Origin of the sequence: Yersinia sp. FDAARGOS_228 (assembly GCF_002073315.2) — a bacterium.
Classification (GTDB): Bacteria; Pseudomonadota; Gammaproteobacteria; order Enterobacterales; family Enterobacteriaceae; genus Yersinia; species Yersinia intermedia.
In genome coordinates this window covers 1,628,773-1,642,472 of the sequence record NZ_CP020409.2, presented here as the reverse complement: position 1 = coordinate 1,642,472, position 13,700 = coordinate 1,628,773, and the positions used below count along the sequence as shown (strand labels likewise).

Sequence of the window (13,700 nt, the reverse complement as noted above, 5' to 3'; positions counted from 1 at the left end):
TTTTCACACCGTAAAATCATACCAGCCAGCAGCTAATCTGATTCCATCACCGCCGGTGCAGCAGGTATCGATACTTGACCCGGCTCATTGGCAATACGTGCGGCCATGGTCGGTATTGAATCAGTCCGTAAAATATACAATCGCTTAAGCGTATACGGATTATCGCCCGGTTTTACCTTACCTTGCATGGTAGTCACCGCTAAATGGAACCCTGCATTCTTTGCGGCATCAATAGCGGTTTGGTTAAAGCCACCAAAGGGATACGACAGAAAAATCACGTGCGGATTAAATTGAGATAACGCTCTTCGTGAGTGTTCAAAGTCAAAAACAATATTGTGATAAGAACGGCTCAATAAGATAGGGTTACGTTTATTATCAGTCCGGTGTAAAAAATGGGTATGAGACTGAACATCAAATACATCCTGAATCTCTTTCAGTTCAGAAATACTCATAAACTGTAATGAGTCAGGGTTCCATTTTTGTGGATGGCGCTTAATGCGTGATGAAATAATAAACGCAGTGGCCCGGAAGCCGTTTTCTTTCAAAACCGGATAAGCGTAGCGGTGAACCGATTTAAGGCCATCATCAAATGTCAGGACGACAACTTTCGCGGGCAGATTAATCTTGTTATTGAGATAACCTTCAAGCTGATAGAGCGAAATCGTGTCGTAACCTGTCTGCTTGAGATAGGTCATCTGGTTACTGAATGCCGCATCAGAGGTGGTCGTTGATGTGTTGAGGAAACGTTTATTTTCCTCATTTTTCAACATATGGTGATAGGTCAAGATCGGAATGCCATTATCGATTTCAGCATCGGCACTACTCACATACCCTAAACGATCGCCGATATTCACCTGATACCAAGTATTCCCTAACCGATCTTTCAACTTACCTATAATAGGGTAGCGCAAGTTATCTACCAGCGTAGCAAACTGCTCGCTGCGCACATCCGCCGCCAGATAAACCGGGGTTTCACGCTTGATCAGTATATTTTGATTTGGCAGCGGTTTATTCAAATCGCCCAAGATATCGTTGGTTTTTCGTTCTTTGTTGATATCTTTTAAATCGTCTTTATCAATAAAGCCGATACCATTGCCAAATTTAAATTCATAGTATTCTGCAGCGGCTGGCAAAACCTGGATAAGTTGGTCTTCTTTAATTTCACCGACAGGAATGACCTTCTCACCAACCAGTGAGTATATTTCGCTATCACGCTGTGCAACCATAAATTTCGGCGTAAGAGTTGCTTGATCAGGTAAGAGATCTGCATGGGTTGCCGGTATCATTACCGACATGACAAGACCGAGTAGCATCCCAATAGCTATTCTGTTTTTATGCCACATTATCGTTCTACTTATGCGCATTTGGCGCTGCATTGAAAAGGGGAAAATCCGGTGCGCCAGCATAGCACGAGACGCAGGAAGTTGAGAAAGATGATATTAGATGGAGACATTATTTATTACGATTAAATTCCAGCATTAACAACAATTAACTAACTAATAATTCACGATCAATCTTTGCTAATAACCAAAGCCATTGGCGTTACAGCAAGGCGGCAAGTCAGCGCATCCCGATGATGCTTACATAAGTAAGTGATTCGGGTAAGTGAACGTAGCCAACACCGCTGTAACGTCAAGGCCGAAAAGAATACCCAAAGTCATTGGCGTTACAGCAAGGCGGCAAGTCAGCGCATCCCGATGAGCTTACATAAGTAAGTGATTCGGGTAAGTGAACGTAGCCAACACCGCTGTAACGTCAAGGTCGAAGGGTATTAGGTACGTAGCCCACGACCACGCTCTATCAAATACCAAGCCCACGCATAAAACACCGCGATGAATACCACCAAAACACCAATGGTCAGTACCAGTGGTACATCTGAGATACCGAGGAACCCATAACGGAAGCCGCTGATCATGTACACAATGGGGTTTAGCTTCGATACCGCCTGCCAGAATGGTGGCAGTAATGATAGTGAGTAAAAGACCCCGCCCAGATACGTCAAGGGGGTTAGCACAAAAGTAGGTACCAGGCTGATATCATCGAACGTCTTGGCAAATACCGCATTCAGTAACCCACCGAGGGAAAACAGAATGGCCGTCAGCATCAATGTCAGAGCAATCATTGACCAAGAGTGGACATGCAACGGTACGAAGAACAGCGAGATAATCGTTACCAGAATACCGACACAGATCCCACGGGCGACCCCACCGCCGACATAACCAATAATCACAATATGTGTGGGGACCGGTGCTACCAGCAACTCTTCGATACTGCGCTGGAATTTAGCACCAAAGAACGATGCCGCGACGTTAGCATATGAGTTGGTGATCACCGCCATCATAATCAGGCCAGGAACGATAAATTGCATATAATCAAAACCGCCCATATCACCAATTCGGGCACCAATCAGGTTACCGAAAATAACGAAATAGAGCGACATGGTTATCACCGGTGGTACCAGTGTTTGAATCCAGATACGTGCAAATCGCGTGATTTCTTTGATCCAAATACTCTGTAATGCTACCCAATAAAGGCGGGTCATGCTTTCTCTCCCCCGTTACCATTAACCAAGGTGACAAATAACTCTTCCAGACGGTTGGCCTTGTTACGCATACTTTGTACCTGAATACCCTGAGCGTTCAGTTGACTGAATAAACCATTCAGACCTTGCTCACGCTTAACATCAACCTCCAACGTTGAGGTGTCCGTCAGGCGATAACTATAACCTTCCAGCTTAGGTAGCGGGCTTTTAATACCTAAATCAAAAATAAAGGTTTCTGACTCAAGTTTGCCAAGTAACTGTTTCATGGTGGTATTTTCCACCAACTCACCATTTTGGATAATGCCAATGTTACGGCACAGCATTTCTGCTTCTTCCAGATAGTGGGTAGTCAGAATGATGGTAGTCCCCTGCGCATTCAGCTCTTTCAGGAACCCCCACATTGAGCGGCGCAACTCGATATCCACCCCAGCAGTAGGTTCATCGAGGATCAGCAACTTTGGCTCATGCATCAGCGCACGGGCAATCATCAAACGGCGCTTCATCCCGCCCGACAGCCGGATAGCCCGCTCATTGCGTTTGCTCCACAAATCCAACTGAGTGAGGTATTTCTCCGCACGTTGCAACGCTTCGCGCCGTGTGACACCGTAATACCCAGCTTGGGTAATCACAATTTGCAACACCGTCTCGAATGGGTTGAAGTTAAACTCCTGTGGCACTAACCCAAGTTGGCGTTTGGCATTCACGATATCACTATCAATATCATAACCAAAGACCTGCACCTTACCGGACGTTTTGTTCACTAATGAACTGATAATGCCAATGGTGGTAGATTTACCCGCGCCATTCGGCCCAAGCAAGGCATAAAAGTCACCTGCCTCTACGTGCAGATCAATGCCACGCAGCGCATGAACGCCGCCAGCATAGGTTTTGGTCAGTTGCGTTATTTCCAGTGCATATGTCATAAGTAAAAAAGAACCTTATTCTATGAGTTTCTCAGCGATAACAGCATGTCTATGCCTTGCTTAACCCACCTATCAGGGCAAGTTACGGGGAGCAAAAGGGATCATGTGTAGAGATACCGAGAAGATATTACGCAGACGAAAATTGCGCGATCAACAGGGCCACTGTTCCGATTTCAAAATCGTCATCCTTGCCGTATATTATCTTATCGCAATCCGTTCATTACAGGCTATTTACATTAATGAAAGAAATAGAGAAGCTCCTCGCGAATAATGACATCTGGTCAAACACTATCAGTAAAGATGACCCCGATTTTTTTGAACACTTGGCGCAAGCCCAGAAACCCCGGTTTCTGTGGATTGGCTGTTCAGACAGCCGCGTCCCCGCAGAGCAGCTAACCGGGCTGAAGGCAGGTGAATTATTTGTTCACCGTAACGTTGCCAATCTGGTTATCCATACGGATCTGAATTGCCTGTCGGTTGTACAGTACGCTATTGATGTTCTACAGGTCGAACACATCATTATCTGTGGTCACCTTGGTTGTGGCGGTGTCGAAGCGGCGATCAAAGGTGAAGAGATGGGCCTTATCGATAACTGGTTACTGCATATTCGTGATCTTTGGTATAAACACAGCTCACTGCTGGGTGAGTTACCACAAGAAGAACGCAGTGATATGTTATGTAAAATCAACGTTGTGGAACAAGTCTATAACCTGGGTCATTCGACTATTGTCCGTTCCGCCTGGAAACGTGGGCAGAAAGCCATGATTCACGGCTGGGTCTATGGTATTGAAGATGGCAAACTGACTGATTTGAAAGTCTCGGCCACCAGCCTCAGTAGCCTTGAAGTCCTTTACCGTGAAGCGATGGCAAAGTTACTGCAACCTAACAGAAAAGACTGAACAGCCGCCAGGGAGGGTGTTCAAGCACACCCTCTCCCATCCCTAAATGCTGCTAAAGACACTCGAACTCAAAATATTGACGTGCAGTGACCAGCGGCAAATAAGGCGTAGCGAGCTAAGTCAGTTTGAGTGCGCCCAGCACGCAAGAACCGGAGCGTACACCATGACTTTATAAATCATGGCTACGTGAGGATTCTGAGTACTGCGTAATCTCAAAATGGCGACGTACAGTAGCCGCTCCTGATCACTCGTCAAACATCACGACTTTGCCTACATACGGCAAATGCCTGTAGCGCTGGGCATAATCGATGCCGTAACCCACAACGAACTCATCAGGAATGGTGAAGCCAACCCACTCGACTGGCACTTGCACTTCACGACGCTCTGGTTTATCCAGCAACGTGCAGATAGCCAATGATTTTGGCCCACGCAATTGCAGAATTTCACGCACTTTACTTAATGTATTACCGGAATCGATTATATCTTCAACAATCAGCACATCTTTACCACGAATATCTTCATCCAAATCTTTCAAGATTTTCACATCTCGCGTGGTACTCATGCCATTGCCGTAGCTGGAGGCCGTCATAAAATCGACTTCATGAGAAACATCAATAGCACGGCATAAGTCAGCCATAAACATAAATGAGCCACGGAGCAACCCCACCAGCACCATTTCACTGCCACTGTCACGGTAGTGTTCGGAGATTTGGCGGCCTAATTCGGCAATTCGGGTTTTGACTTCCTGTTCGGAAATCATGACTTCTACAGTGTGTTTCATAGGTATTCACGTCGCTTTTTTACGTTGCTTGCCGGAAGAAAGCCGCTGAGTTTACCATAGCCTGAGCCATGTTGCGACGGACTCACCCGCCGCAAACATAACCTGTTGATACGCCTTAAGCGCTGACGGTAAAGCCCAGCATCATGCCAGTATCTTCATGTTCCAACATATGGCAGTGCGCCATATAAGGCGTACTGGCAGGAGCAAGGTGACTAAAACGCACCAATATCTCACTGCGCGCACCTTCCACTCGCACAATATCTTTCCAGCCTCGGCGATGCTCTGCTGGTGGTTTACCATTTTCTGTCAAAATACGGAACTGTGTCCCGTGCACATGGAAGGGGTGTAACATCATGTCGCCTTCACCAGAAACGGTCCACTTCTCAAATTTCCCGAGCTTGGCATCAAACGCCGGTTCAGTCATCGAGAATGCTTTACCGTTAATCATATTGGCGTGGCTGAAATCAAAAGCCGCCTCGCCTTTCATTGCGCCATGATCCATACCTTTCATATTGCCGCTCTCCATACCGGCCATATTGCCGTGACTCATACCATTCATGGCTCCGGTACCCATGTTCATGCCAGCCATGGCTTGCATACCATAACGGCTCATCAGCGCTTGCATCCCTAGCATATCCAATTTTGGATCCATCATCAGTTGCAACCAGCGCTCTTGCAGGCCTGCGGCATCGGCTAATGCCGGTATCACAACCAGCGAATCAGGTAACACCTTGCTACCTGCGGCCAGTGATGGCTGAATACGCAATACCGGTAATGGTTTATCGAACGGTGCCAACGTCATGCCCATCTGTTTCACCGGCAAGGTAACCAGATCAAGCGGCTTGCCATCAGCGGTATCTACCAGCACCTCAAAACGTTCGCCCATCAATATAGGTAACTCACGTACGGCTACCGGTTCGGCCAGTAAGCCACCGTCGCTGGCAATCACATACATCGGGCGGCCATCGCTGAGAGCCAGGTTAAGGGAACGGGCATTACAGCCATTGAGCAGTCTTAGTCGCACCCAACCGCGCGGGGTGATTTGCTGCGGATAGTGTGCCCCGTTGGTAAACATCCGATCGCCAAACCAACCAACAGCCGCAGTCATCACATCTAACTGATAGTCAATCTGCCCATCTTTACCCAGTAATTTATCCTGTAAAATAACGGGGATATCGTCTACACCCCACTGCTTCGGCAGAGGAAGTTTTTCGCTATCACTGTCATCAATCAGTACCAACCCACCTAACCCCATGGCCACCTGATGGCCAGTTTTCCCGTGAGTGTGAGGATGGAACCAGCAGGTAGCCGCGGGTTGATCGACACTAAAAGTAATCTGCCGGGTTGTGCCGGGTTGAATCAGTGCCTGTGGGCCACCGTCCACTTCGCCGGGGATTTCCAGACCGTGCCAATGCACCGTGGTCGCTTCTGGTAGGGAGTTGGTGACATCAATAGTGACTGGTTTGCCTCGTTGCAAACGGATGGCTGGCCCCAATAGATTACCATTATAGCCCCAGGTCTGCGTCGCGGCGGAAGGCAACCAGGCCACCGTACTGGTCTGGATATTCAGGTTAATCTTTCCATGGGCATCGGGCTGGAGCAAAGGCGGAATAGGGAGCGGTGAGAAATCTGCGGCTAAGGCCGCGCGGCTCCATAAAGGTAGTGAAGTGGCGGCTCCAAGAGCTGCCGTTAATTTGATAAAATCACGGCGATGCATGGTCGTCTCCATTCTGTATAATAAGTGGGTGCCTGCAAGACACAAAAACAGCAGTCTGTGAGCTTAAACCCTCCCCTTACTGGAAGGTCAAGATGTAATCAATCACTCGGTGAATCAATCCACGTAAAGTAAGTGATTCGGGTGACAAATCTGCCATCAGTGGATTTAAACGCTGTTTACAGTGCTCTTACCTGGCGCGGATACGAACGTAACTCCCCCTGCGTTCAAGTATAAAGGGCATAATAAAATTTACTCTGGACCATCACAGTGTGATAACGTCTGTTAACAATAAATAAGCCTGTTTCCGCTATGAAAAGAACAACGTTAGTTATGCTGCTGCTTACTCTGTGCGGATTTTCATCCGCCAGTTCTGCATTAAGTGAATCCGAAGCAGAAGATCTTGCGGATCTGACTGCGGTATTTGTCTATCTGAAAAATGATTGTGGTTATAACGAATTACCCAATAACGAAATTAAGCGGGCTATCGTCTATTTTGCTCAACAAAATCGTTGGGATCTGCGTAACTACAATAGCTTTAATATGAAAGCGTTAGGCGAAGATAGCTATCGCGACCTGCGTGGTATCGCTATTCCAGTTCCTACCAAATGCAAGTCTCTGGCCCGTGACTCTTTGAGTTTATTGGCTTACGCAAACTAACGATCCCGCCTTTACCCTTTCAGTCTGTAATTCCACCGTGCAACCTCATCCAGAGTTGGCTATGATGTTGCCCCCATTTTTCATGGCTGTTACTGCGAAGGAGAAGCCCCGAACATGTCACAGAAAGAACTATGGTATGAAACATTACATGCCAATTTCGGCCAGTATTTTTCAGTAGAAAATGTGCTGTACCGCGAGAAAACCGAGCATCAGGATCTGGTGATTTTTGACAATCCCGTGCTGGGCCGTGTCATGGCACTGGATGGCGTGGTTCAAACCACTGAGCGCGATGAGTTTATCTATCACGAAATGATGACTCATGTGCCTTTACTGGCCCACGGTCAGGCGAAAAAGGTGCTTATCATTGGTGGTGGCGATGGTGCGATGCTGCGCGAAGTCAGCCGCCATAAAAATATCGAACAGATTACCATGGTGGAAATTGATGCCGGTGTCGTGGCGTTCTGCCGCCAATATCTGCCAAATCACAGTGCGGGTGCCTATGATGATCCGCGGTTCACATTGGTTATTGATGATGGTGTTAACTTCGTTAACCAGACCACTGAAAAATTCGATGTTATCATCTCCGACTGTACCGACCCCATCGGCCCAGGGGAAAGCCTGTTTACCTCCGCTTTCTACGAGGGATGCGCCCGTAGCCTGAACCAAGGCGGCATTTTTGTGGCACAAAACGGTGTCTGCTTCCTACAACAGGATGAAGCCGTGGATAGCCACAATAAGCTTAGTCACTATTTCAGCGATGTCAGTTTTTATCAGGCAGCAATTCCGACATATTACGGCGGTATCATGACCTTCGCTTGGGCAACTCAGAACCCATCGCTGCGTCTGTTAGATCTGCCCACCCTGCAACAGCGTTTTGCCAATGCGGGCCTGACCTGCCGCTACTATAACCCAGCTATTCATGTCGGCAGCTTTGCCTTGCCACAGTATCTGCTGGATGCCTTAACGGCCAAACGTTGATAATCCGTAAGGAGGTGAACTAAATTGTCCAAGCTTAAACTACACGGCTTCAACAACCTGACCAAGAGCCTGAGTTTTTGTATTTACGATATTTGTTATGCCAAGACCGCAGACGACCGCGATGGCTATATCGCCTACATTGACGAACAGTACAATGCCAACCGCCTGACCGAGATCTTGAGCGAAACCTGCTCGATCATTGGCGCGAATATATTGAATATCGCACGTCAGGATTACGACCCTCAGGGAGCCAGTGTCACCATTCTGGTTAGCGAAGAGCCGGTCGATCCGTGCGATGTTGATACCTCTGAGCACCCCGGCCCGCTACCAAATGCAGTAGTGGCCCATCTGGACAAGAGCCATATCTGTGTCCATACCTATCCAGAAAGCCACCCTGAAGGGGGGTTATGCACTTTCCGCGCAGATATCGAAGTCTCAACCTGTGGCGTAATTTCACCGCTTAAAGCCCTGAATTACCTTATCCACCAGTTAGAGTCCGACATTGTTACGATGGATTATCGTGTGCGGGGTTTTACCCGTGATATCAATGGGGTTAAGCATTTTATCGATCATAAAATCAACTCGATTCAGAACTTTATGTCAGACGATATGAAATCGTTGTATTACATGATGGATGTGAATGTTTATCAAGAAAACATCTTTCATACCAAAATGATGTTGAAAGACTTCGATTTGAAGCATTACCTGTTTAACGCCAAGCCAGAAGAGCTGAACGCAGAAGAACGAGAACGTATTACTCGCCTGTTATACAAAGAAATGCAGGAAATTTACTACGGGCGTAATTTGCCAGAAATGTGATAAATTGCTGATAATCATTTGTATTTATAGGTTATTAATCAATAATAAGTCACAAAGAAACTGATTAACCGGGCATGGTTCTTTTTGCCCGGTTATTCCCTCCACTGCAAGGAATGGCCCCTCGAATGAACCGCCTCCCCACCCTGTATGGCATCATTGCAATCCTGCTTTGGAGCATGAGTGTCGCTTTAACACGCGGCCTATCTGAAACATTGGGTCCGTTTGGCGCGGGGGCGGCAATTTATAGCGTGAGCGGGATGTTGGTGTGGTTGGTGGCGGGTAAACCTACGCTGCGTGGGCAGCATCCAGCTTATCTGTACGGTTGTGGTTTGCTATTTGTGGTGTATATGGTGGCATTCGCTTTGGCTATTGGTATGGCTAATGACCGTCAGCAGACACTGGAGATTGGCCTGATCAATTACCTGTGGCCAAGTTTAACCCTGCTATTAGCGGTTCCGCTGCTTAAACTGCGCGCCCGTTGGTGGTTATGGCCGGGCGCAGCACTGGCTCTATTCGGTGTAATCTGGGTAGTCAGTGGGGGGGACGGGCTAGATATCGGCGTATTGAGTGCCAATGTCAGCAGTAACCCACTGGCCTACAGCCTGGCACTTATCGCGGCGTTCACCTGGGCGGCTTATTCCAATCTGGTTCGTTTGTACAGTCAGGGGCCAGGGGCGTTGCCGCTGTTTTTACTCGCCTGCGCCCTGTGTTTGTGGGTCATGTTCTTTATGCTGACCCCCGGCAAGTTGCATTTCACCCAGCGCGCCACCTTTGAGCTATTACTGATGGGCGCCAACACTGCGCTGGCCTATCTGTGTTGGGATATTGCCATGAAAAAGGGCAATGCCACATTAGTGGCTGCGTTGTCCTATTTCACACCACTGCTCTCGATATTGATTGCCAGCTTGTGGCTCAATACCCAGCCCTCAGCCGCGTTCTGGCCCGGAGTGGCGATGGTGGTGGTCGGTTCTCTGCTGTGCTGGTCTGCCAGCCGCAATCCCCTTCGGACTTGAAGCCGCAAGTAGGTAGCGACTCCAAGTTCTTTGAGTAAATATTTTATTTAGAAATGATGAAGCTACGATAGCCTTTCAATACCAATAGAAAGTCTTCTAACCCGCACAGGCAGAGGCTTTCTTCATCATAGTAATTCATGCCCTCTTCCATCTCATCACCGTCAAGATCCAGTTGATTGGCACGAACCATCACTTCTTCCCCATCCAGCCACAACGTATATTCATGGCCGGTCAACTGCCACTGCCGCTCACTGCCCTTCACTTCCATGGCGGCGGCTTCAATTTGATCCAGTTTCGCCAAATCGCCCTTAATCTCTTCATTGAGCCAATGGCCGATCACTTCATGTCCCATGGAGAATCTGACCAGTACTTGCCCTGTTAGATCACGCAAGAATTCATAGTCCATAGCATGCCCTCCTGATGCTCTTATAATTATTGTAACCGTATTTAGCCCACCCACTTGGCGCAAGCTCGCAAAGCCGGTAAATACCGCTAAGATTTCACTACCAGACGATTTGTTTAAAATAGAAACGGGAGGCCATTGGCCTCCCGTCAGATACGGATTATACATCATACCCAACGTAATTGGTGTTACAGGTAGGCGGTAAGCTAACAACCCTGTAACGCCAAAGACAAAGGGTATCGCTGTTTAGACGGCGGTTTGGAAGATAACACCGTCAGCTTTATCAGTATATTGGCTCAACTGATCGAAGTTCAGGTAGCGATAAGTATCCTCTGCGGTCTTATCAACCTGAGCCATATAAGTTTGATATTCCTCAGGCGTTGGCAAACGCCCCAGCAATGACGCGATCGCCGCCAGTTCTGCCGAAGCCAGATAAACATTCGCGCCGGTACCCAAGCGATTCGGGAAGTTACGGGTTGATGTAGAAACAACCGTCGCACCATCCGCAACGCGAGCCTGGTTACCCATACACAGTGAGCAGCCTGGGATCTCAATACGGGCACCACTTTTACCAAAGACGCTGTAGTAGCCCTCTTCGGTCAACTGCGCGGCATCCATTTTGGTCGGCGGTGCAACCCACAAACGTGTTGGCAATTGGCCTTTGTGTTGATCCAGCAACTTACCTGCCGCGCGGAAATGGCCGATGTTGGTCATACAAGAACCGATAAACACTTCATCGATCTTGCTATTCGCCACATCAGACAATAAGCGGGCATCATCTGGATCGTTTGGCGCACACAGAATAGGTTGCGTGATATCAGCCAGATCGATTTCGATCACCGCTGCATATTCCGCATCGGCGTCGCCTTCCAATAGATTTGGATTCGCCAGCCAGCTTTCCATACCATTAACACGGCGCTCCAACGTACGACGGTCACCGTAGCCTTCAGCAATCATCCACTTCAACAAGACGATATTGGATTGCAGGTATTCGATAATCGGCGCTTTATCCAGTTTAATGGTACAACCGGCAGCAGAACGCTCAGCAGAGGCATCAGCCAGTTCGAACGCTTGCTCGACTTTCAGCTCTGGCAAACCTTCAATTTCCAGAATACGGCCAGAGAAGATGTTCTTCTTACCCTGTTTCTCAACCGTCAGTAAACCTTCCTGGATTGCGTAGTAAGGAATAGCATGCACCAGATCACGCAGAGTGATACCCGGTTGCATTTCACCTTTAAAACGCACCAATACAGATTCAGGCATATCCAGCGGCATTACGCCGGTTGCTGCTGCAAAGGCCACCAGACCAGAACCTGCCGGGAAGGAGATCCCAATAGGGAAGCGGGTATGGGAATCACCACCAGTACCCACCGTATCTGGCAACAGCATGCGGTTCAACCACGAGTGGATGATGCCATCACCTGGGCGCAGTGATACACCACCACGGTTCATAATGAAATCAGGCAAAGTATGATGAGTGGTCACATCAACAGGCTTAGGATAAGCGGCAGTATGGCAGAATGACTGCATCACCAAATCGGCAGAGAAGCCCAGACATGCCAAGTCTTTCAGCTCATCACGGGTCATCGGGCCAGTGGTGTCCTGTGAACCGACCGAGGTCATCTTAGGTTCGCAGTATTCACCTGGGCGCACGCCTTCAACGCCACATGCGCGACCAACCATTTTCTGTGCCAGCGAGAAGCCTTTATTGCTTTTGGCAACCGGCTTCGCCACACGGAAGACTTCGCTAACTGGCAGACCCAGTGATTCACGAGCTTTGGTGGTCAAGCCACGGCCAACGATCAGTGGAATACGGCCACCAGCGCGTACTTCATCTAGCAATACGTCTGTTTTAAGCTCGAAGGTTGCGAGTATCTCACCGGTATCATGGCGGCGTACTTCGCCCAAATACGGGAAGATATCAATCACGTCGCCCATATTCAGATTGGCAACATCCACTTCAATTGGCAGCGCACCAGCATCTTCCATGGTGTTAAAGAAGATCGGGGCGATTTTGCTGCCTAGCACCACGCCGCCGCCGCGTTTGTTTGGCACATGAGGGATGTCATCACCCATAAACCACAACACGGAGTTAGTGGCGGATTTACGGGAAGAGCCAGTGCCGACCACATCGCCGACGTAGGCCAACGGGAAACCGATTTTGTTCAGTTCTTCGATCTGTTTGATCGGGCCTACACTACCTGGTTGATCCGGGTGAATACCTTCACGGGCATTCTTTAGCATCGCCAAGGCATGTAATGGAATATCTGGGCGTGACCAGGCATCTGGTGCCGGAGACAAATCATCGGTGTTGGTCTCACCGGTCACTTTAAATACTGTGACAGTGATCTTATCGGCTAACGCAGGGCGGGAGAGATACCATTCGGCATCGGCCCAGGATTGCATCACCTTCTTGGCGTGTGGATTACCTGCTTTGGCTTTTTCTTCCACATCGTAGAAGTTATCAAACATCAGCAAGGTGTGAGATAACGCTTTGCCCGCAATCGGGGCCAGCTTTTCGTTATCTAACGCATCAATCAGCGGATGAATGTTATAACCACCCTGCATGGTGCCAAGCAGTTCAATCGCTTTTTCAGCGTTAATCAGAGGGGAGCTGGCTTCGCCCTTGGCTATCGCCGCCAGGAAACCGGCTTTAACGTAGGCTGCTTCATCAACACCAGGTGGAACACGGTTGATCAGCAGATCTAACAAGAATTCTTCTTCGCCCGCAGGCGGATTTTTTAATGATTCAACCAGCGCGGCCATTTGTGATGCATCTAATGGTTTGGGGACGATGCCCTCAGCAGCACGCTCAGCTACGTGCTTACGGTATTCTTCTAGCACGACTCTCTCCTCGCTTTTATTGTCATTTATACCCATCATCTTTCAAACCGCAGATGTGTTGGCTGCTCTCGCTCACCCGAATCACTTACTTATGTAAGTTCATCGGGACTCTCTCGTTGGCCGC

At 48.5% G+C, this 13,700-nt stretch carries 12 protein-coding genes; 5 read left to right on the top strand and 7 right to left on the bottom strand.

The annotated features are described in order from the left end of the window. Positions 1-32: 32 nt before the first annotated feature. The 3 genes from A6J67_RS07480 to A6J67_RS07470 all read right to left on the bottom strand — a co-directional run bounded on the left by A6J67_RS07480 (position 33) and on the right by A6J67_RS07470 (position 3,465). Positions 33-1,343 (bottom strand): polysaccharide deacetylase family protein, encoded by a 1,311-nt coding sequence (locus tag A6J67_RS07480; protein ID WP_050296838.1) that lies wholly within the window; start codon positions 1,341-1,343, stop codon positions 33-35. 428 nt (positions 1,344-1,771) lie between these two features. Further along, positions 1,772-2,542, bottom strand: coding sequence for an ABC transporter permease (locus A6J67_RS07475; protein WP_032905468.1), 771 nt, complete (start codon positions 2,540-2,542; stop codon positions 1,772-1,774). Next, positions 2,539-3,465 carry an ABC transporter ATP-binding protein gene (locus A6J67_RS07470; RefSeq protein ID WP_005181512.1) on the bottom strand — a complete coding sequence of 309 codons (927 nt, stop codon included), beginning with the start codon at positions 3,463-3,465 and terminating at the stop codon, positions 2,539-2,541. The genes A6J67_RS07475 and A6J67_RS07470 overlap by 4 nt, the downstream gene beginning before the upstream one ends. Before the next feature lie 239 nt (positions 3,466-3,704). On the opposite strand from A6J67_RS07470, the gene can reads away from it, so the two are divergent. Beyond that, positions 3,705-4,364 (top strand): carbonate dehydratase, encoded by a 660-nt coding sequence (can, locus tag A6J67_RS07465; protein ID WP_005181509.1) that lies wholly within the window; start codon positions 3,705-3,707, stop codon positions 4,362-4,364. 244 nt (positions 4,365-4,608) lie between these two features. Here can and hpt read toward each other — a convergent pair whose 3' ends face one another. Together hpt and cueO are read right to left on the bottom strand one after the other, a co-directional pair. Beyond that, positions 4,609-5,145, bottom strand: coding sequence for a hypoxanthine phosphoribosyltransferase (gene hpt / locus A6J67_RS07460; RefSeq protein WP_005167149.1), 537 nt, complete (start codon positions 5,143-5,145; stop codon positions 4,609-4,611). 115 nt (positions 5,146-5,260) lie between these two features. After that, positions 5,261-6,862, bottom strand: coding sequence for a multicopper oxidase CueO (gene cueO, locus A6J67_RS07455; protein WP_080608110.1), 1,602 nt, complete (start codon positions 6,860-6,862; stop codon positions 5,261-5,263). A gap of 309 nt (positions 6,863-7,171) precedes the next feature. On the opposite strand from cueO, the gene A6J67_RS07450 reads away from it, so the two are divergent. From A6J67_RS07450 to yddG, 4 genes are all read left to right on the top strand, one after another. Further along, entirely contained in the window at positions 7,172-7,519 is a 348-nt protein-coding gene (locus tag A6J67_RS07450; RefSeq protein ID WP_032898327.1) for a YacC family pilotin-like protein, read from the top strand. A gap of 114 nt (positions 7,520-7,633) precedes the next feature. Continuing rightward, positions 7,634-8,497 (top strand): polyamine aminopropyltransferase, encoded by an 864-nt coding sequence (gene speE, locus A6J67_RS07445; RefSeq protein WP_005181497.1) that lies wholly within the window; start codon positions 7,634-7,636, stop codon positions 8,495-8,497. 24 nt (positions 8,498-8,521) lie between these two features. After that, on the top strand, positions 8,522-9,316 hold the full coding sequence (speD, locus tag A6J67_RS07440; protein WP_005181495.1) for an adenosylmethionine decarboxylase: 795 nt from the start codon (positions 8,522-8,524) through the stop codon (positions 9,314-9,316). 125 nt (positions 9,317-9,441) lie between these two features. Then, complete coding sequence (gene yddG, locus A6J67_RS07435) at positions 9,442-10,329, top strand: aromatic amino acid DMT transporter YddG (RefSeq protein ID WP_050089220.1); 888 nt, start codon at positions 9,442-9,444, stop codon at positions 10,327-10,329. 43 nt (positions 10,330-10,372) lie between these two features. Here the strand turns inward: yddG and yacL are convergent, their stop codons facing one another. After that, the gene (gene yacL, locus A6J67_RS07430; RefSeq protein ID WP_032905467.1) at positions 10,373-10,735 is read right to left on the bottom strand and encodes a protein YacL; all 363 of its coding nucleotides are present in this window, start codon (positions 10,733-10,735) and stop codon (positions 10,373-10,375) included. Positions 10,736-10,978: 243 nt separating this feature from the next. Further along, complete coding sequence (gene acnB, locus A6J67_RS07425; RefSeq protein ID WP_005181489.1) at positions 10,979-13,576, bottom strand: bifunctional aconitate hydratase 2/2-methylisocitrate dehydratase; 2,598 nt, start codon at positions 13,574-13,576, stop codon at positions 10,979-10,981. Positions 13,577-13,700 lie beyond the last annotated feature (124 nt).

Bases quoted from the DNA above. Each gene is read 5' to 3' on its own strand.
- A6J67_RS07480 (WP_050296838.1), bottom strand. From the start codon at position 1,343: ATGTGGCATAAAAACAGAATAGCTATTGGGATGCTACTCGGTCTTGTC.
- A6J67_RS07475 (WP_032905468.1), bottom strand. From the start codon at position 2,542: ATGACCCGCCTTTATTGGGTAGCATTACAGAGTATTTGGATCAAAGAA.
- A6J67_RS07470 (WP_005181512.1), bottom strand. From the start codon at position 3,465: ATGACATATGCACTGGAAATAACGCAACTGACCAAAACCTATGCTGGC.
- can (WP_005181509.1), top strand. From the start codon at position 3,705: ATGAAAGAAATAGAGAAGCTCCTCGCGAATAATGACATCTGGTCAAAC.
- hpt (WP_005167149.1), bottom strand. From the start codon at position 5,145: ATGAAACACACTGTAGAAGTCATGATTTCCGAACAGGAAGTCAAAACC.
- cueO (WP_080608110.1), bottom strand. From the start codon at position 6,862: ATGCATCGCCGTGATTTTATCAAATTAACGGCAGCTCTTGGAGCCGCC.
- A6J67_RS07450 (WP_032898327.1), top strand. From the start codon at position 7,172: ATGAAAAGAACAACGTTAGTTATGCTGCTGCTTACTCTGTGCGGATTT.
- speE (WP_005181497.1), top strand. From the start codon at position 7,634: ATGTCACAGAAAGAACTATGGTATGAAACATTACATGCCAATTTCGGC.
- yddG (WP_050089220.1), top strand. From the start codon at position 9,442: ATGAACCGCCTCCCCACCCTGTATGGCATCATTGCAATCCTGCTTTGG.
- yacL (WP_032905467.1), bottom strand. From the start codon at position 10,735: ATGGACTATGAATTCTTGCGTGATCTAACAGGGCAAGTACTGGTCAGA.